Source organism: Vibrio sp. AK197 (genome assembly GCF_053903115.1).
This window is the reverse complement of record NZ_CP096430.1, coordinates 797,370-816,980: the sequence shown is the minus strand read 5'-3', so window position 1 is coordinate 816,980 and position 19,611 is coordinate 797,370. Positions and strand designations below refer to the sequence as shown.

The 19,611-nt window shown below is 46.9% G+C and carries 20 protein-coding genes; 6 read left to right on the top strand and 14 right to left on the bottom strand.

Going from position 1 to position 19,611, the window contains the following annotated elements:
• Positions 1–221 precede the first annotated feature (221 nt).
• From M1D72_RS11040 to rsxA, 11 genes are all read right to left on the bottom strand, one after another.
• Positions 222–1,355 (bottom strand): flagellin, encoded by a 1,134-nt coding sequence (locus M1D72_RS11040; RefSeq protein WP_390191029.1) that lies wholly within the window; start codon positions 1,353–1,355, stop codon positions 222–224.
• Between the two features lie 153 nt (positions 1,356–1,508).
• Positions 1,509–2,414 (bottom strand): Dyp-type peroxidase, encoded by a 906-nt coding sequence (locus tag M1D72_RS11035; protein WP_390191030.1) that lies wholly within the window; start codon positions 2,412–2,414, stop codon positions 1,509–1,511.
• A 134-nt stretch (positions 2,415–2,548) separates the two neighbouring features.
• A complete protein-coding gene (locus M1D72_RS11030; RefSeq protein ID WP_456297385.1) occupies positions 2,549–3,007 on the bottom strand; it encodes a DUF2919 domain-containing protein in 459 nt (152 codons plus the stop codon).
• A gap of 242 nt (positions 3,008–3,249) precedes the next feature.
• Positions 3,250–3,783, bottom strand: a complete 534-nt coding sequence (locus M1D72_RS11025; protein WP_390191032.1) for a flavodoxin — start codon at positions 3,781–3,783, stop codon at positions 3,250–3,252.
• Positions 3,784–3,950: 167 nt separating this feature from the next.
• Complete coding sequence (locus M1D72_RS11020) at positions 3,951–4,217, bottom strand: RnfH family protein (protein WP_390191033.1); 267 nt, start codon at positions 4,215–4,217, stop codon at positions 3,951–3,953.
• Complete coding sequence (locus tag M1D72_RS11015) at positions 4,207–4,905, bottom strand: electron transport complex subunit E (RefSeq protein ID WP_456296902.1); 699 nt, start codon at positions 4,903–4,905, stop codon at positions 4,207–4,209. The genes M1D72_RS11020 and M1D72_RS11015 overlap by 11 nt, the downstream gene beginning before the upstream one ends.
• 2 nt (positions 4,906–4,907) lie before the next feature.
• Positions 4,908–5,543 (bottom strand): RnfABCDGE type electron transport complex subunit G, encoded by a 636-nt coding sequence (locus M1D72_RS11010; protein ID WP_390191037.1) that lies wholly within the window; start codon positions 5,541–5,543, stop codon positions 4,908–4,910.
• A 1-nt stretch (position 5,544) separates the two neighbouring features.
• Positions 5,545–6,531, bottom strand: coding sequence for an RnfABCDGE type electron transport complex subunit D (locus tag M1D72_RS11005; protein WP_456296901.1), 987 nt, complete (start codon positions 6,529–6,531; stop codon positions 5,545–5,547).
• A complete protein-coding gene (gene rsxC / locus M1D72_RS11000) occupies positions 6,528–8,048 on the bottom strand; it encodes an electron transport complex subunit RsxC (RefSeq protein ID WP_390191041.1) in 1,521 nt (506 codons plus the stop codon). Before rsxC ends, M1D72_RS11005 begins: the two co-directional genes overlap by 4 nt.
• 5 nt (positions 8,049–8,053) lie before the next feature.
• Complete coding sequence (locus M1D72_RS10995; RefSeq protein WP_390191043.1) at positions 8,054–8,575, bottom strand: RnfABCDGE type electron transport complex subunit B; 522 nt, start codon at positions 8,573–8,575, stop codon at positions 8,054–8,056.
• A 27-nt stretch (positions 8,576–8,602) separates the two neighbouring features.
• Positions 8,603–9,178 (bottom strand): electron transport complex subunit RsxA, encoded by a 576-nt coding sequence (gene rsxA, locus M1D72_RS10990; protein WP_390191897.1) that lies wholly within the window; start codon positions 9,176–9,178, stop codon positions 8,603–8,605.
• Between the two features lie 340 nt (positions 9,179–9,518).
• On the opposite strand from rsxA, the gene nifL reads away from it, so the two are divergent.
• The 5 genes from nifL to M1D72_RS10965 all read left to right on the top strand — a co-directional run bounded on the left by nifL (position 9,519) and on the right by M1D72_RS10965 (position 15,241).
• Positions 9,519–11,126, top strand: a complete 1,608-nt coding sequence (nifL, locus tag M1D72_RS10985) for a nitrogen fixation negative regulator NifL (protein WP_390191045.1) — start codon at positions 9,519–9,521, stop codon at positions 11,124–11,126.
• A complete protein-coding gene (nifA, locus tag M1D72_RS10980) occupies positions 11,126–12,736 on the top strand; it encodes a nif-specific transcriptional activator NifA (RefSeq protein WP_456296900.1) in 1,611 nt (536 codons plus the stop codon). Before nifL ends, nifA begins: the two co-directional genes overlap by 1 nt.
• A gap of 278 nt (positions 12,737–13,014) precedes the next feature.
• Entirely contained in the window at positions 13,015–14,310 is a 1,296-nt protein-coding gene (gene nifB / locus M1D72_RS10975) for a nitrogenase cofactor biosynthesis protein NifB (RefSeq protein ID WP_456296899.1), read from the top strand.
• A 15-nt stretch (positions 14,311–14,325) separates the two neighbouring features.
• Positions 14,326–14,625, top strand: a complete 300-nt coding sequence (locus M1D72_RS10970; RefSeq protein ID WP_456296898.1) for a 4Fe-4S binding protein — start codon at positions 14,326–14,328, stop codon at positions 14,623–14,625.
• Between the two features lie 46 nt (positions 14,626–14,671).
• Positions 14,672–15,241, top strand: a complete 570-nt coding sequence (locus tag M1D72_RS10965) for a nitrogen fixation protein NifQ (RefSeq protein ID WP_456296897.1) — start codon at positions 14,672–14,674, stop codon at positions 15,239–15,241.
• 118 nt (positions 15,242–15,359) lie between these two features.
• Here the strand turns inward: M1D72_RS10965 and M1D72_RS10960 are convergent, their stop codons facing one another.
• Complete coding sequence (locus M1D72_RS10960) at positions 15,360–15,833, bottom strand: N-acetyltransferase family protein (protein ID WP_456296896.1); 474 nt, start codon at positions 15,831–15,833, stop codon at positions 15,360–15,362.
• A gap of 101 nt (positions 15,834–15,934) precedes the next feature.
• On the opposite strand from M1D72_RS10960, the gene M1D72_RS10955 reads away from it, so the two are divergent.
• Complete coding sequence (locus tag M1D72_RS10955) at positions 15,935–16,867, top strand: LysR family transcriptional regulator (protein WP_456296895.1); 933 nt, start codon at positions 15,935–15,937, stop codon at positions 16,865–16,867.
• A 7-nt stretch (positions 16,868–16,874) separates the two neighbouring features.
• Here the strand turns inward: M1D72_RS10955 and M1D72_RS10950 are convergent, their stop codons facing one another.
• Together M1D72_RS10950 and M1D72_RS10945 are read right to left on the bottom strand one after the other, a co-directional pair.
• A complete protein-coding gene (locus M1D72_RS10950) occupies positions 16,875–18,224 on the bottom strand; it encodes a sensor domain-containing diguanylate cyclase (protein ID WP_456296894.1) in 1,350 nt (449 codons plus the stop codon).
• Positions 18,225–18,578: 354 nt separating this feature from the next.
• On the bottom strand, positions 18,579–19,592 hold the full coding sequence (locus tag M1D72_RS10945) for a zinc-dependent alcohol dehydrogenase family protein (protein WP_456296893.1): 1,014 nt from the start codon (positions 19,590–19,592) through the stop codon (positions 18,579–18,581).
• Positions 19,593–19,611: the final 19 nt, after the last annotated feature.

Genomic DNA, 19,611 nt, shown 5'->3' with positions numbered 1-19,611 from the left:
TTCCGATGTTTCCGGTTTCCGACGTCTCGGAAAACCAAGTAGTTCTCTCAAAGTTACTTTTTTTAACGGCGCCGGGTTTTAAACCTTTAGAATTTTTTTTCGAATTTCTTAAAAAAACTCGCTTTCGCCAATAAATAGTGATGAAGCATCAATAAAACACAAAAAATCACTTTTTTTTGCTAAAGTCCAGCGAAGCAACGCCGATAACGATTTTCTGTGCTCTAGCCAAGTAAAGTCAGTGCCAAGTTTGGCTGCTGTTTCGCTTGAGCAAGAATAGAGGTGCTCACCTGTTGCAGAATCTGTTGCTTGATCATCTGCGTGGTTTCTTTGGCGTAATCGGTATCTTTTATTCGTCCCTTGGACGCCGCAAGATTCTCGTTTACATTTGATAAGTTATTGATGGCGTGGCTAAAGCGATTTTGCATCGCCCCTAAATCCGCCCGGTGGCTATCGACAAATTGCAGTGCAGTATCAATAACCGACACCGCACGCTGAGCACCGCCAACATCGGTAATATTGAGGTCATCGACCGCTTCGTAGCCCGCGAGATTCATTTGCAGCTGACTGGCTAATCCACCTGAAAACGATAATGTTCCCGAGGTCTCTTTACCTGCCATAAAGATTTGCAATTGACCATCATCATTAACCGATGCTGAGACTTTATCGGTTTGACCGTTAATATACGTAGCCAACTCTTCGATATCATCGCCGGCTTTTGCTTGGATTTGGATGGTTTGTTGCTGCCCCGTCGCATCGGTATAACTGATATTGAGGTTATTTTGTCCCTGACCAACTTGCCAAGAGGCATCAGCTTTACCAGCCGCTACATAACTAAAGCCGCCCATATCTAAGGTATCGGAACGCAGGTTCGCCAACGACAGTTGCACCGCTTCACCAGAACTTGCCCCGATCTGAAATGAGGCACTGCCAAACGAACCATTGAGCAGTTTTCGCCCACCAAAAGAGGTCGTTTCGGCAATTCTGTTCAATTCATCGTTCAAAGCGCCCATTTCTTCCTGCAATGCTTGGCGTTCAGCTGCGCTGTTTGACCCGTTAGCGGATTGCAGAGACAAATCACGCATGCGCTGCAAAATGTGGGTACTTTCTTGCATCGCACCTTCAGCGGTCTGCATGATGGATATACCATCATTGGCATTACGCACTGCTACGTCCAAACCACGCATTTGCGATTCAAGCCGGTTTGATATTTGTAGCCCCGCGGCATCGTCTTTTGCACTATTAATCCGGCTCCCTGAAGACAACCGCTCCAGAGATTGATTCAACAATTCTGTCGCCTTGCCAAGATGGCGTTGGGCAGTCATTGCTGGCACATTGGTATTAACAGTGATCGACATCTTGCCGTCGCTCCAAATTAAACGAATGCATTTATATCGGTACCAGAACCAAATTCTTTAGGCCAAATTCAACGTGAACACATTCTTTGATCAATACGCACCTACAAAAAAGCCGAGCATTTCGCTCGGCTCTGAAGAGAGAGGCTCAAACCGTTAGGCTTTGAGTGTTAGTTCACTGAGCATGGTAGCCGATGGCGCAAAGAAATACGCGCCCGTCTGCGCTTGCGTGAAGCGTAGAAGTTGATCGGTTTTGCCATCGGTCACGCCGTACATGCTGTCTAACATGACAGAGAAGTTGTGTAGCGTGTTGCAATAAGCAATAAACAGCAGGCCATGTTCACCACTTACCGAACCATAAGGCAGACTGTGGCGCACAATTTTCAGCCCTTTGCCCTCTTCTTTAATATCGACTCGGCCGACATGTGACGCCGCCGGGACATTATCTAGCTCGACAGAATCAGGCTTAGTCCGACCAATCACCTTCTCTTGGGCAGAAACGTTTAATCGGTTCCACGCAGGTAAATTATGAACAAAACGCTGAACCATCACATAACTGCCGCCAGCAAATTCGCCTTCAGGTACAATGGCGACTTCTTGACGCGCCTCCGCTTTGGGGTTCTCGGTCCCATCTACAAAATCGGTCATGTCACGGGCATCCAAATAACGGAAGCCATAAGTTTCATCGACAATTGTCACCTCTTCCGCCACCACTTCCATAAACTTACGTAACACATAAAACAGCAAGTCATGACGAATGGAATGACAATGAATCAGTATATCGACGTCTGTACTTGGTGTGCTGGCTTGCCCTTCCCCCAATGGCGTAAAGGCCACTAATTCAGGTGGCGTCGCTGTTTCCAGCTGCTGCCAGAATCCATGACTGAACGCCACCGATAACGTGAGTTGCGCTCCTGGTTGCTGATTGTTTGTGGTATCAACCAGCGTGGGTAATGCTTGGAGCTCTGCAAGCACTTTGGCTGCGTTTTGTTTAACTTTTAATAATGTGTACAGTGCAAACGGGCCTGCTTCAGGCAAAATTGCACTTTGAGGTTGAGACATGGTGGTGCCCTCATTCGGTTCTTATTATATGACTGCCCAGTGTAGAGGCTTTTTAGTATTTGGTTTTGATGACGATCAGCACTCGGTTCAATTCAGACACAACCGACACACATCTCGCCACAAGGTGCGTTGTTCTATGCAAACTTAGGTGTACGCAAACTATCAGCAACGGTGCGACTGCGATATACATACATCGCGAACCAAGACAAAATCACCAGCGTTAATGCGTTTGACCAATGAAACGCGCCATGAGTCAATACGACTTGGTAGCTAGTTTGTATCCATTGTGCCGCAATCGAAAACAAGGTAATGGTGCGGCCCATTGCGACAAAACGGTTGAGCTTCAACCGATCAGGTTTTCGTAAGTTAATCAGCCACATCAGAATAAGGCTCGGTAACCCTAATGCCAGGCCGAAATATAAAAACCGATGGTCGGCATAAACCACCGCCAGAATATCACTTCCGCTTTGGCGGCTTGCGCCTGCAACCACAAACACTACCCATGCTTTGGCTAAAAATAACCAGCCTAACCATAACCAAATCGGGGCTTTAAGAAAGCCATGATGATCGTATTGTTCTAACCCGTACCGCACTGTGTTTTCTATTTTTGGATAAAAACCTAAAACTACCCAATTGAACATAAAAACACTAGGACAAATTGAGATAAAACGGACTCTTCACCCATGTTAGAGTCAATCATAGAAGCGCTGCAAAAAAACACGGTGCAGAGGTTTCCCTATGCACCGTGACCGATACTCTGTTCTTATAAAAACTCTATGCCAACGAGTTATTCACCATTATCAACTGCTTTTTGGCCCACAAACCTAGCTTTAGCTTACAGCCCAAATTGTGAGGAGATTTGCTCAACCCAATGCGCAACGCGTTCTTCACTGAGGCTACTTTGGTTGTCTTTATCAATGACCAAACCGACAAACTTGTCTTCATCGACCGCGCCAGACTCATTAAACTCATAACCATCGGTAGGCCAACTACCAATCACGTTCGCGCCAGCTTCAATGACATAGTCATACAACTCGCCAAGCCCATCCACAAATTCGTCGGGATAAGAGACCTGATCGCCCAGTCCAAACAAAGCCACGGTTTTGCCTTCCAAATCGAGTTCAGGATTCGCTTCGACAAACTCCGCCCAGCTTTCCATTTCACAGTCCGCTTCGATACCGGGTAACAAACCAGATCCAAGAGTAGGTGTACCAAGAATCAACTTATCGTATTCATCAAATGCTGATGCTTCAATACGATTCACATTCAGTGGCTTAGCCGCCACATCACCTAATTTTTGCTGAATCATTTTGGCAACTTTGCGTGTACTTCCGGTATCAGTACCAAAAAATATTCCTATTTGAGCCATATCTCACTCCTTGATGTTGCGACAAACTGTCTATAAATCCTGACAATACAGGGCTACTCAAACTAAAATGCAAAAGACAAACCAACTACAAGCCATTGAAAATAAATGAATAAATAGCAATGAATTACGACAATAATGACAACGCTCATGGCATATTGTCGTAAAGCTTACAAATCGTCGTCGTCCTCATCGTCATCGTCTTCTTTCCAAGTAATCGCGCGATAGATTTCTACGCGATCGCCCTCTTTCAGCGGGGTATCTAATCGACATACTTTGCCAAACACGCCAACTTTTTGATTTTCTAAATCGATGTCTGGGAATAGACGAATGATGTTGGATTGAGTGATCGCAGAAAGCACAGTTGCGCTATCGTCAGTCATCACATCCATCCACACTTGTTCTTTGGGCAGCGCATAAACCACACTAACTTTCATGAGCGCCTCCACGAATCTGTGCCTGTTGTTTTATTTGTTCGCGAGCTTTTAGCCACAAGCTTCCTTTTTGCTTGAGCATCAACATCGCCCCAAGTACTAAAAACCCTCCGGGCGGTAAAATGGCAATCAATAAACCTCGATAATCCTCTATCACGGTAATTTCGAGAAAATGAAACGCATCACCTAGTAACAAACTGGCGTTGTCGAAGAGTTTCCCAGTACCAATAATTTCTCGAACTCCACCGAGTACCACCAGAACCCAAGTAAAACCAACCCCCATAGAGAAGCCATCGATCACCGCAGGAATCGGCGAGGTTTTCGATGCAAATGACTCGACGCGGCCAAGAATGGCGCAGTTGGTCACGATCAGCGGAATAAATAATCCCAGAACCTTATGCAATGGATGCAAATACGCATTGAGCATCAAGTCTGTCATGGTGACGAGGCTGGCGATGATCAGCACATTGACCGGAATACGAATCGCTCGGCTAATGTAAGATTTGCTCAATGATGAAAGTAAGTTGGACACCACCATCACCGCGGTGGTCGCAAGACCGAGGCCAAGCCCGTTGGTGGCTCCATTGGTCACCGCAAGCAGCGGACATAACGCCAAACATTGGCTAAGCACAATGTTGTTATCCCACAGGCCGCGGCGAATCAGATCAAACGTTGAATCTTGCTGCGCCATGATTACTCCCTCCCTGTCTCGGTTTGTGGTGCACGTTTTTTCAAATAGACTTGTTGCGCCTGAAGCGCGGCATGAATCCCTTTCACTACCGCTCGTGGAGTAATGGTGGCACCACTGAATTGCGCAAACTCGCCGCCATCTTTTTGCACCGCCCAAATCGGCGTGTTTTCAAGCGAGTGAGCGTGAAAACTGGTGATCCAATCGGTTTTGATCTTTTCAATTTTGTCGCCAAGTCCAGGAGTTTCACTGTGACTCAGCACTCTTACTTGCTCAATGACACCGTCACTGCTAACGCCCAACATAAATTTAATTTCGCCGCTGTAACCTTCAACTTGCGAGGTAATCACTTGATAAGCGATATTGCCCTGCTCGTCGTTTACCGTAAGAAATTGGTACTCCTCTCCGTCGACCTCTATCGACTCGGCATGATCAAACAAATCAGCACTGACGTGCACATTTGGCAACACTTCGGCAACCGCCGCTTTTTGTTCGTTGAGGTTAACCAAATCGATGATTGGTGCGGTATAGTGCGCCGCAAAAATCAGCAGCAGCGTCACCGCCCCAAACAGCCCACCCAAAAACAAGCTTTGGTAAGGTAATTGGTCACGGTTGTCTTTTAACGTCTCGAACCACTGCATGCTATTTCTCCTTACCTAAGGCTTGTGCCTGTTTGCGCCCGAACAGTACTGGCTGAATGTAGTAATCAATCAATGGACTCACCGCATTCATGATCAGAATTGCAAACGCGACACCTTCGGGATAACTGCCAACACTGCGAATTAGCCACACCAGACAACCACAACCTAAGCCATAGATGGCTTGCCCTTTGTTGCTTGTCGGTGAGGTCACCAAATCGGTCGCAATAAAAAACGCACACAGCATCGCCCCACCGCTAAATACATGAGTGTAAGGGGCAAGAAAACTTTGTGGATCAATAAGGTAAGCAATGGATGCAGGAATGAGAATCCCCAGCATAAAAGTGACTGGGATAGTCCAGGTAATGATCCCACGATAGAGTAGATAACAGCCGCCAAACAGCAATAGAATGGCATTCGTTTCTCCCATACTCCCGGCTTGATGTCCGGTTAACAGATCCACGGTTGGTGCGCTGTCTAGCGTTTTACTTAGAACTGTCGCCGCGCTAACACCATCAAACTGCATCCATTGATGCACACTCTCGACATCCACAATCGGCGCAATCCACTGCGTCATCTCAACAGGAAAGCAAATAAGCAGAAAGACTCGAGCAAGCATCGCTGGGTTAAACAGGTTTTGGCCTAAACCCCCATAGGCTTGTTTACCAACCACAATCGCAAACGCAGCGCCGATAATCGACAATGACACCGGAAATTGGGGCGGTAAACTCATGGCTAAAATCAAACCCGTTAAAATCGCCGATCCATCCAAACAGTGACTTAATTTACGCTTTTGCAGCAATAGGCAGGCAAGTTCACAGCCAACACACGCCAGCACACACGTCAGTACCACAACAAATGCAGACGGCCCAAACCGCACGCCGCCAAAAATGGTCGCGGGCAACAGTGCCAACACCACTTGGTACATAATGCGTGTCGACGAGTTTTCGGTATGGGCATAAGGCCCGGCAGCAGGTTTAAAGTTAATCATACATCACCTTCCTTGGCCGTTTCGGCCTTACGCGCACTGCGGCGACTACCGCGCGCTTTGCCCTTGGCTTTTGCTTTCGCTTCTTTAGCCGCTTGTTTAGCGCGAGCTTCCTCTTCTAAGCGTGCGGTTTTCGCCGTTGCCAACTGTTTAGCTCGTTCGGCGCGTTGCACCGCAGATGAGCGTTGATTTAGAACACCTTTCGCATGCTGAAAATACTGAACAAGCGGCAAATGAGATGGGCAAATATAGCTGCATGCGCCGCACGACAAGCAGTGCTTAACACCAAGTTCTTCGGCTTTTTCAAATTCCGAAGCACGAGTATTAGCGGCGATCATAAAGGGCATTAGCCCCATGGGGCAGGCTCGCACACACTGACCACAGCGAATACACTCTTTAGAATCGCAATCGCCAATTTCTTCCGAGGTCAAAGCCAAAATCCCGCCAACCGTTTTACCCACCGGAATATCGAGATCGGTCACCACTTGGCCCATCATCGGGCCACCGAAAATTAGCCGTTCACAATCCATGGTTAAACCACCGCAAAACGCGATAACATCACGCACACGCGTCCCAAGTGGTACTTCCACATTACATGGCTGGCTGATGCCTTTGCCTGATACCGTGATCAAACGTGAGACCAGAGGTCGTCCGTAACGTAAAGCTTGATATATGGCATGCGCCGTCGCCACGTTATTAACCAAAATGCCGATATCACTGGCCAGCCCACCCAGTGGGACTTGCTCTCCGGTCAGTGCTTTAATCAAATGGCGCTCAGATCCCATCGGATAGAGAGAGGGAACAGAATGCACTTCAATCTCTGGATCTTCAGACGCCGCATTCGTCATAGTTTCTAGACTCAGCGGCTTATTGTCTTCAATGCCAACCAATGCGCGTTTGGCGCCAGTGGCGATCATCAATAAACGAATACCAGCAATAATTTGTGCGCTTTGCTCCTGCATGAGCCGGTCGTCACACGTTAAATAGGGTTCACACTCACCGCCATTAATTACCAACGTTTCGACCTGACTTTGACGTGCAAACTTGGCTTTCATTCCGGTAGGAAACCCCGCCCCACCAAGCCCAACAATTCCAGCTTCGAGGATTGCGTTAATCACCTCATCGGCGGTGAGTGAGGCAATAGAGCGAGAGTGATAGTCACGGCTCCAACTCAAATCATTACTGGTGGCAACGACAATGGTTGGGCTTTTGAGCTTACCCGGATGAGCGGTAATGTGGGAGGTAATGTCCACTACCTGTCCATTGGCTGAACTATGAAGCGGTGCCAACATCGGGCTGGTGCCTTCGGCAATCTTTTGGCCTTTGGTCACGACATCGCCCACCGCCACCAATGGCTTGAGCATCGCACCATTTGGGAGTTGTAATGAAAAATACAGCTTCTCTGGCATCAATACGCTGCGTTGACTTGAACGTCTCGCGGTTAGCGATTTATAAGAACGAGGATGAACGCCGCCACGGAAAGGGCGAAAAAACGTCGTTTTGGGATCCACAGACATCATAATAATTACCCTCTCGCTTCAATTGGTTTTGGCCAGAACCAGCGGTTCGCGACCATCTGAGGTGAATACATTTCAATGCAACCTTGAGGACACGTGTCAGCGCACAATTTGCATCCTGTGCACACATCACTCACCACGGTATGAACTTGCTTGGTAGCACCCACAATCGCGTCGTAAGGACACGCTTTAAAACAGCGTGTGCACCCAGTGCAGTGGCTTTCATCGACTTTGGCTAACCAGATGATGTCTTGATCATCGCTGCTCATGGAGATGCCCAATACCTTCGCGGCGGCACTGCGAAATGCGCCACTTGCTGGTGGGCAGCCGTCGACGCCCATCTCTCCATTCACCATCGCTTCCGCCGCTTGACGACAACCGGCTTTACCGCATTGTCCGCATTGACCTCCGGGCAACAGCGCTTCAATTTCATCTACTAACGGATCGCCCTCGACGGCAAAGCGTCTTGATGCGACACCAAGCCCTAAACCAATCAGCGAGCCAAGTACTACAAAAATAATAAAAATCATTGTGTTATCTCCTCTAGCTGAGTGGCTTTATGCCATCCCCGCAAACCCCATAAACGCCATCGACAACAAGCCAGCGGTAATAAACGCAATCGGGTTTCCTTGAAGCGCCGCCGGAACTCGGCTCAATTTGAGTTGATTACGCAAACCCGCAAACACGACGATCACCACAGTGAAACCAATCGAAGACCCAAGGGCGAACATGATGGTACGAAAAAAGCCGTAATCTTCTTGCACCACGAGTAACGCCACTCCCAGCACCGCACAGTTGGTCGTGATCAATGGAAGAAACACCCCCAAGGCCTGATACAGCGCTGGGCTATTTTTCTGAATGTAGAGTTCGGTGACTTGAACCACCGAAGCGATGACGACGATGAAGGACACAATACGCAGTACTTGAAGATCTAACGGACGCAGCACCCAGTGCTCAAAAAGCCAAGAGGCGATGGCAGCGATGGTGATCACGAACATGGTCGCAAACCCCATTCCGAGGGCACTAGAGAGATTCTTCGAGACTCCCATGAACGGACATAACCCTAAAAACTTAGCCAACACCACGTTATTCACAAACGCAGCACTGACCAACAGAACCCAATCATCCATAATCTTTTACTCCATGCTTCCACATCAATTCAAAACAGGTGTTGACCACCTTTTGTGTATTGATAGGCGATGGTGCATGAAGAGTGCCAATGCCCCAAAATGCATCACGTATAAAGACATTAAGCGCAATTCGATGGTTTTTAGAGCCTATTTCACCGCAGTTGGACGCGACAAATTGTCACAAAGGTGACAATTTGCGCTGTGATCGCCATTCAGAATTGCGTTGGATCAAGAGACCCTTGAATAATCCCATATATAAAACAAGGTTTTATGCACATGGGAACGAATTCTGCTTAGTGATTAACCAGCGGATTAAGTTTGTAAATGAAAACAGGGAGTTCTCATGGAAAATTCAGCATTTCAACGGCTCGCAACCGAGATACACCCGGCACTACTCAACGACATCATTGAAGAAATGCCTTCGGCCTTGCTGGTAACCGACAAACAAGGCTGTATTCGCGCCTTGAATCAGAACTTCACACGCCTGACTGGCTACAGTGAATCCGAGCTACTTGGGAAAAATTGCTCCATTCTGTCCTACAAACGTACCCCTCCAGAAATCTATCAAAACCTGTGGGAAACGATTAAGAGCGGTAAAAAGTGGCGCGGTAACTTAATCAATAGAAAGAAAAATGGTGACATCTATATCGCTGATCTCTCGGTGTTTCCTATCTCTAACAGCGAGCATTTAGGCTTTTATGCTATCCATGAAGATGTCACCGAGCAGTTCACGGACAATCAACAATTATCCAATCAGAACTCGATTTTTGAAACCATCCTCAATGCGGCGCCCATGTCGTTTTTGATGCTCAATGACAAACTGGATGTGGTATTTTCAAACAGTGGCCTAAAGCAACAAATTGGCGAAGGTAGCCTTTATCAATCGCTTATGGCACAACTCACTGAGAGCATCAGCGAAACCTTAATCCACAGCATTCCCAAACGCATGCATCGTGGTAGGCTTAACGCTTCCGAGCGAATGGAAAAAACCGTGAAGGTCGTAAACGGCGTGCCGATTCCACAATCTGCGCCAGCCTTTAGTTTTCAACGCTCACGCTTTGAAGTCGAATGTCGAGATAAAGGGGAATATCGCTGGTTTGAGTGTGCGGTAGAACCGATCACGCTATCCCACGGCGAAACTGAACACTTTTTTTCCGACCATGGTTCGGCACATGCAATTGTTGTTATTAACGACCGCACCAAAGAAAAACGCTTTATTGAAGAGCGGCGGATTAGCACCATTCAACTCCTCACGGCGGAAAGTAAGCACGTCCACAGCATGCAAGAAGTTTTGATGGCAACCATCCATCAATTGCAAGTGCCCCTTAACGTGATTGATTCAGCTGTCGGTATTTTGCGTAACCGTAATCACGCATGTACCGGGCTTGATATGATGGGCGATGCCATCGCTCAAGGATTTGATGCCCTGCAGTATATTCAACACGCCATTCCTGAGCGCGCAAATGAACCCTATCAAACCACCAATATTAACCAAGTGGTACGTGACGCCTGCTCGATTTCAACCGATCGCATGCTTAAAACCTATATTGGTTGTGATTTAAATTTACAGCCTAACGTTAACTCACTGAATGCCATCCCTTCGCGACTGCTACTGGCGATTAACCAACTGATTGATAACGCGATTGATGAGATAGCGAAGGCGAATCCTAATGAACGTGCCATTCGCCTATCTACCGATTCAACCACCGATGAAGTCACCATCGTGATTGAAGACAGCGGGCGTGGCATTCCCGAAGAAGACAAAAACAAAATCTTTGAACCGTTTTACAGCACCAAATCCGCCACGCACAGCGGCTGCCGCGGCGTGGGCATGTCCATTGTTCAGCAGGTGGTCAATGATCACCATGGCGTTATAGCCATCAGTGACAGTGAGTTACTCGGCGGTGCCAAAATCACTCTAACTTTACCGATGATCAGTGAGGTGAAGTAATGTACAGTTCGACGGACACCAAACTCAAGGAAGGCAACCTTCTTGCCACTTTGTACAAAATAAGCACCCACTTAAATCAAAGTTTGGATTATCGCCATACGTTTCCTGCGGCGCTCAAAATCCTTCACGAAGAGTGCCACCTGCATGGTGGAGTGCTAACCATAAAAGATCCTGTGCGAGACATCATGCTGGTTGAATCCTTTCATGCACCCGGCGTTGAAGAGAGGAAACGAAAAGGCATCTCCTACAAGCAAGGCGAAGGCATTATCGGCGCCGTGTTTGAACAAGGTGATGCCATTGTTCTCATGAATCTCGGCAGTGACGCTCGCTTCACTGACAAGCTGGAAATTTACGACTACGACAAACCCTTTATCTGCGTGCCTTTAAAAAGCGTCGATAAGAAAGTCATTGGCGCCTTATGTGCGCAACCGGAAACACACTCTGAAAGCCAAGTTCGTTCCCTGCACCATTTTTTAGAGATGATTGCCAATCTGATTACCGTCAATATTCAACTGGCGTACAACATTCAATCTGAGAAGAAAAAGCTGGTCAACGAACGAGATGGTTTGCGGCGTAAAGTCCGTAAAGATTATGGCTTCCAATGTCTGGTTGGTCATACCAAAGCAATGCGAGAAATTTTCGATCAAATTCGATTAGTCTCTCGCTGGGATTCAACCATTTTAATCCGCGGCGAATCGGGCACAGGTAAAGAAGTGATCGCTAACGCGATTCACTACAACTCACCACGCGCCAATCGTCCTTTTATCAAATTAAACTGCGCCGCTCTGCCGGATAATTTGTTGGAATCGGAATTATTTGGTCATGAAAAAGGCGCCTTTACTGGCGCAGTCAGCCAACGTAAAGGACGGTTTGAACTCGCCAATGGTGGCACCATTTTTCTCGATGAAATCGGAGAAACCAGCCCGGCGTTTCAAGCCAAATTATTAAGGGTATTACAGGAAAAAACCTTTGACCGCGTGGGTGGTAGCGAGCCGATCATGGTCGATGTTCGAATCATCGCAGCCACGAACCGCTCACTAGAAAACGAAGTGATTGCCGGTAATTTTCGTGAAGATATTTATTATCGATTAAACGTAATGCCAATTGTGGTTCCGCCGCTTCGTGAGCGGATGGAGGATGTGCCAGAGCTGATTCAGTTTATGTTGGAGAAACTCTCAGGGGTGCAAAGCCGAACTCTGGAACTCAAAGACAGCGCACTCAATAAAATCATGAATTACGCATGGCCAGGCAATGTACGCGAACTGGAAAACACCATTGAACGAGCCGCAATTTTGAGCGCTGATGGCGTGATAGATGATCAGCTCATTCAACTCTCTAGCGTGCCTAAATTTGGCGGCGGCGCTCCTATGACCGAGCAACCACAGCCCCATTACATGTCACCGCCCCCCATTGCTCCAAATCCGCTGCTACGCAGCAACGGCTACGGCGGTAAAAACCTTGAAGATGACCAAGATGAACGCGCTCGCGTCATAGAGGCGTTGGAGCAAAGTGGCTGGGTTAAAGCCAAAGCTGCTAGGCTACTCAATATGACACCAAGACAAATTGCCTATCGCATTCAAACCATGAATATTGAGGTCAAGCAGCTCTAATACTTTTCATCAACCAACGCGGACGAGAATCAGCGCATTTTCGTCCGCTTTTTTATGGCTTGTCGATTTTATCCTTCACCGACAATCAAACAGGCCACTTTTGTCAGTGATGCATCACGCTTTGTCCACTTTACGACAACTCCGTTCGATTGGTACCAATAACACACGGGTTTAAATTACTAATATTTTGTTTTTATTGATTATTTATTAAAAACCCTCGAGGCACAGCGCTTGCAGTAGCCCCTCTATGGAGTGATGTAACTTGGTAAGGAAGCCCTATGAACATAGAAACCACTCAACCAAATAACAAAATCAAACATTTTATTGGTCGAGATACTCAGAAACGCATTGAAGATCATCCCTGCTATTCAAAGAATGCCTCACAATTTGCTCGTATTCACCTACCCGTGGCGCCGGCGTGTAATATTCAGTGCAACTACTGCAACCGTAAGTTCGATTGCAGTAACGAGTCCCGTCCTGGTGTGGTCTCCAACCTTCTGGAACCCATCGCAGGTCTTGCACGTTTTCATAGCATTAAGCAAAGAATGCCCAATTTAACCGTTGTTGGAATTGCCGGTCCCGGAGATGCTCTGGCAAATCCCCAACAAACCTTTGCCACATTACGCTTAATTCAAAAGGCCGACCCTAGTATCAAGCTGTGTATCTCCACCAACGGTTTGATGCTTGCCGACTACGTCGACGCACTAAAAGAGATTGGCGTGGACCACCTCACCATCACCATTAATGCTGTCGACCCGCATATTGGCGCACGTATTTATCCGTGGATTTATTACAACCACCAGCGCCACTACGGTTTTGAAGCCGCGCTTATTTTGCTTAAGCGCCAACTGCTGGGCTTAAAACTCGCGTGTGAAGCTGGGTTATTGGTCAAGGTCAACACGGTACTTATTCCGGGTATCAATGACCACCACATCTCGGCGCTGTCCGAAGAGCTGAAAAAACACGGCGCGTTTTTGCATAACATCATGCCGCTGATTTCTGAACCTGAGCACGGCACTTTTTATGGTTTAAACCACGTGAAAGGGCCCAATGAAGAGCAAATCGCCTCAGCACGATCAGCATCCTCCCTGACAATGCCGCAGATGAGCCATTGCCAACAATGCCGTGCTGATGCCGTAGGGACATTAACCGAATCAGGCAGCGGCGGCTGCAGTTCAAAATCCACAGAGAATAACAATCTTTATCGGGTTGCTGTCGCCACTAAAGGTAGCCAAGTGATTGATACCCATTTTGGTCACGCCACAGGGTTTGATATCTATGATATTGAAGGTAATGACATCCGTTTTGTTGAACATCGTCAAGCCAAGCAGTATTGCCACGGTGAAAGTGAATGCCGTGATGATGAAGAAAGCACAACGCTGTTTGAAGGGCTGAGTGACTGTGCAGAATTACTGTGTGTGCGCATTGGTATTACCCCTTGGAAATCGCTCGAAGAACATGGCGTTAAACCCAATGTCGATTTGGCGTATATGCACGTCGAACAAGCGCTTGGCATCATTGCCGATGAACAAATGAATCAAGCCAGTGACCCCACTCATCAGCAAGCAGGATAAGCAAGGAGCAAAAATATGGATATGACCATCACCGATTTATGTACGGGTTGCCACGCTTGCCACAGTGTCTGCCCTAACAAAGCCATTTATAAGCGAGTCGATGAGGAAGAAGGGCCATTATTCGCGATTCACCGCAAACGCTGTAATGGTTGTGTTGGGCTGTATGACGATAAGCAATGTGCCAGCATTTGCCCCGTTGAAGAAGCCATATTGTTTCAAGGAAAGCCACTGAATCCTAAAGGCAGCTTAGCGCCCATCGCCTCACTGAGGCCTTTTTTTGATTCACTTCGCGCCCAGCATGCCATGGGGAAATAAAGTCATCTTACCCCGCGGCTCAACAACCAAGCTTCAAGGAGGAAGTATGGGAACTCAACTTTGCTCTGTCACTGAAATCAGTGATTATCGCTATCGTGAACAAAAAATCTGGAAAGCGCTGATTGGCGGCTTTATCACCGGACGCAGCGCGCTACCTCCGGCGATGGGGCTTGACCACGCGGTATTCAACACCTTAAAAAATCAAATGCTCGATGTGGGTATTTTTGAAGTGAGCGAGCAGCAAAAAGCGCTGCACCAACAAACTCAGCAGTTATTTGCTGATCTCATCGAAGCTCGGAGCGCGGAGCGTGATGATTTGTACTACCTACTGATCGAACATGCTGATACCGATTTACGATGGTATAAGGAAGTGGCTTGGGTGCTGGCTAATGCCAGTATGAGTTCTTATCACTTATGGCAAAGCTTAGGGTTGAATGAACGCCCTACTCTCGGCAAATTGATTGCTTTCTATTTTCCCATCCTGCACGCTGGTAACGTCAACAATATGCGCTGGAAACGCTATTTCTATAAACAGTTGTGTGAACGAGGGGGGGATTATTTATGTAAGGCTCCCAACTGCAGTCAATGCAGCAGTTTTAAGGAATGTTTTGTGTAGTCTTATCTTGATGAACACAAAAAGTAATGCCTTCCTCGATGAGGTTCATGGCGAAACCATGAATCTCATACAAACCAAAGCCTCTGGCGTCAATAAGAGACTTGGCACAACATTTCCACTAACCCTCAGCAAACTTGAATAACGCCTCACCCGTTAAGCGGTAAGTTCGCCACTCCGATTGCTCTTTGGCGCCAATATACTGGTAGAAATCAATTGCAGGCTGATTCCAATCCAAAACCGACCACTCGAAACGCCCACAATGTTGCTCAACAGCGAGCTTAGCGAGAAACTGCATGAGGCTTTTGCCCGCCCCCACTCCACGATGGGCAGGAGTAACATAAAGGTCTTCCAAATAGAGACCATTTTTCCCAAGCCAGGTAGAATAGTTGAAAAAGTACACCGCGTAGCCAATCGCTTGCCCATGGTGTTCGCAAATCAAAGCCTTCGCCGTGGCTTGCTCAGTAAACAGACTATCAATAATATCTTGTTGTGATGCTTCGACACATTCTAATGCTTGTTCATATTCCGCCAATTCTTTGATAAACCCGAAGATGGTTCCAGCGTCATCAGCCGTTGCTGGTCTGATATTCATCGTTAACTTCCCTTGTGTTTTCATGTTGATTCGCAGTATATAAGGAGTAGCGACATGATTTAAGTGCATTATTTGCACGTGATAACTGCACAAGGTTCATAATGAAAATTGAGAATCTCGACCTGAATTTGCTCAAAGTTTTTTACTACGTTTACACCACTCGCTCAGTAAATAGGGCTGCGCAACAGCTTAACATCAGCCAGTCGGCATGCAGCCACAGTTTAGCGCGTCTCCGTGAACGTCTTGATGATGAGTTATTTATTCGCGTGAACCAGAATATGGTAGCGACACAGAATGCAGAGCGTTTGGCTCAATCCGTACTTCCTGCGATGAGCCTGCTTCAAGACGGGTTACAAACTTCCGTCAGCTTTAATCCAGATGTTGGTGAGCATCAATTCGTCATTTGCGCTACCGACTTCATCACCTGGGTGGTGATGCCAACATTGACGACGTATTTAGCGAATCACTACCCCAATATTAAGATTCGCGTGATTCAAGGAGAGCACAGAATTCCGTCACAACAACTTGAGTCTGGCGAGATTGACCTTGCACTAGGGTTTGACCATGACATTGAACAATCCAATTCAATAGATAACGCGGTGTATTATCGTGGGCCTTACTGCATTGCAATGGATGAGAATCACCCTATTTTGCGCAATCAACAAACATTAGATCTTGACCACTACCTCAGCTATTCACATGTTTTGGTGACACCTTGGAATGAATCGCAAGGAATTGTTGATCGCACGCTTGCCAAACTCAATAAAAAACGCCGAGTGGCCATTGCTCTACCCAGCGTTCTTAGTGCTCCATACCTATTGAAAGGGACCGAATATTTTCTAGCCTTACCGCTTATCTATGCGCAAAGCTTAGGCGATAAATGCGCATTACGTTATCTTTCGCCGCCGATGCCGATTCCGGACTTTCAAATCAAGTTGTACTGGCACAAACTCAAAGCGACCGAACCCAAGCTCAATTGGCTCATTCAGTTATTATTAAGCTTCCACACACCAGATAGTCAGCCTGAAAAATAGCCGATGGTCACCCCAGCTTTTCGACTCGATTCCGCCCCGATTTTTTGGCCTGATATAGCGCCTGATCGGCATCGGCTAATAGCTCTTCAAACGAGGAGTGATTGTCTAAGGTTGCCGCACCAATACTGACTGAAAGATGTAACTGATGGCCTTCAATTTCAAGTTGCGATTCGCTGACCATAACGCGCAGCTCTTCCGCCAGCTTTAGACTCTGCTCAAGCCCAGTGTGTGGCAAGGCAATCGCAAACTCTTCCCCTCCAACACGACCGATGAGATCCGAATGGCGAACATACTTTTGGCAAGTCTCACAGAAATGGCGAAGTGCCGCGTCACCAATAGGATGCCCATACCGATCGTTAATCTTTTTGAAGTGGTCTAAATCAAGAACTAATACGGTAAGCGGTTTCTTCTGAACCACACTCACCAACAGTGACTTATTACCAAACTCAAGAAAATAACGGCGATTGGCGACGCCAGTGAGAGAATCGGTCATCGCTGCCGAATATAGCTCGGTTTGATATTCGACAATGTCGTGTAAATCTTTATTAAGCAACACGCGAGCGAGGACAATCGTGATGATTAAGAAGACACCCAGAATAGCTAAAATGGCTGGAACAAGCTGATTCGTCATACGCTCAATCGACCAATAAAGATTGGCGGTTGGCAAACTCTGGCCGATCCCCTCCAGTTCATAATAGGCATCGTAACTATCTGATCTAACGAGCGATAACGTAGGCAACTTGAACTGTTTGGTTAATTTAGATAGATACTCAGCATCGATTTGCTTAGCTAAGACTAAATGCGTGCCATCGACAAAAGCTCCGGTTTTCTCGTGGCGAAAGGGCTCTACGCTAACCAAATAAGTAGAACCATCAAATAGGGAAAAAAACGCTTTATTCATCAGCGATTGATTACGACTATTAAGCAGTTCGACTTTATCTTTTATCGCAGAAGAGAATAGCGGCTGAATACTCGCCGAATCATAACCTTGTTCGCTCGCTTGTTGACCTAGCAATTCGACCCTGTTGTCAGGGTGTATCAAGGTGATAAAACTCAGTTCGTATGCAGGAACCAAATATTTTTGATAGGTATCGTATCGCCATTCTGGTGAAGGGTTTTTAACTGTTTTTTCATAACCGCGATCCCAATAGGAATACTCAATATTGAGTTTCAATAACGCACTTTTTTCATAATTAAAAGCAATGGATACGCGATCATGGGTGTCATCAATCGTACGTCCATCAAGGACAGATAAAAATGAGATCACTAAGATTGCCACGATCATCATCATCGTGACAATCAGCCAGGTAATAGCAGAAATCACTGAGTTTGCAGAGAAGTACTTTTGCTTGAGCACGCCCATTTACCTTCATTTTTTACTCTTAAAAATCATAGACCAAGGTGTGAAAGAGAAGAACATTTACCTAACGAAATTCAACCACTTCTTTTTGACCGTGCTCACTGCGCCATAACATGCTCATCAAGGTAAAACATCAATAATCGTATAGCGTCCCATAGTTCTATGCGACCGCGCGTATTGTAATATGAAGTGCGCAGGATCAATACTGATAAAAAAATTAGTAACAATTAAAATATACTACTTTAAGTTGATATTTGGTTATGTTGTAGCATAAAAAAACCAAGCGCTTTAAAAACGCTTGGTTTCAATTCTAAACAAACAATAAGGATGACAAACCTTATTGGTACTTAATTACCACTCAACACACACTTTACCGAAGTGTTTGCCCGCTTGTTGATGTTCAAACGCCTGCGCTAATTGATCAAATGAGAAAGTGGTGTCAATGACTGGGCGGATATTAGTTTGTTCCAGCGCACGAATAAACTCTTGCTGGTCTTGACGGCTTGCTACAATCAATCCTTGAAGACGTGCTTGTTTCGCCATAAGAACCGAGGTTGGCACATCCCCTTGAACGCCCGTTAAAACACCAATCAATGCAATGTGACCACCCACTTTAACTGATTGAATGGATTGTGCCAGGGTACCTGGCCCTCCCACCTCAACCACATGGTCAACGCCCTGACCCGCCGTCAGCTCGATAACCTGCTGTGACCACTCCGGATGCGTTTTATAGTTAATGACTGCATCAGCGCCTAACGCTTTGACCTTAGCCAATTTATCCTCAGATGAGGATGTCGCAATCACGCGAGCCCCCATCGCCTTAGCTAATTGAATCGCTGCGATGGAGACGCCACCAGTACCCAATGTAAGAACGGTTTCCCCCGCTTTCAGTTGTCCGTCAACCACCAACGCTCGCCATGCAGTTAACGCCGCCGTTGTAATGGTTGCCGATTCGGCATGGCTCCAACCTTTTGGAGCGTGAGTAAACGCACTCACAGGGCGAACGACGTATTCAGCCGCCATGCCTTGAGCGCCATCACCTGGCGTATGCGCAAAGTGTCCAACACCAGCAAACGGTTTACCCGCTTCCCAGTTAGGAAAGAATGTCGACACGACATTATCACCCACGGCAAACTCAGTGACACCCTCACCGACGGCTTCGACCACACCTGCCCCATCAGACATCAAAATACGCTCGGCTTCTGTTGGCACCGTGCCGTTAGCCACCAGTAAATCATGGAAGTTGAGAGAGCTCGCTTTGATGGCAACTCGAATTTCGCCAGCACCTGGCGAGCCGGGGTCTGAAATCTTACTCAGTGTAATGTTATCTAAACCACCCGGTTGAGTTAGCGTTAATGCTTTCATAAAACCTTCCTTCTCTTGT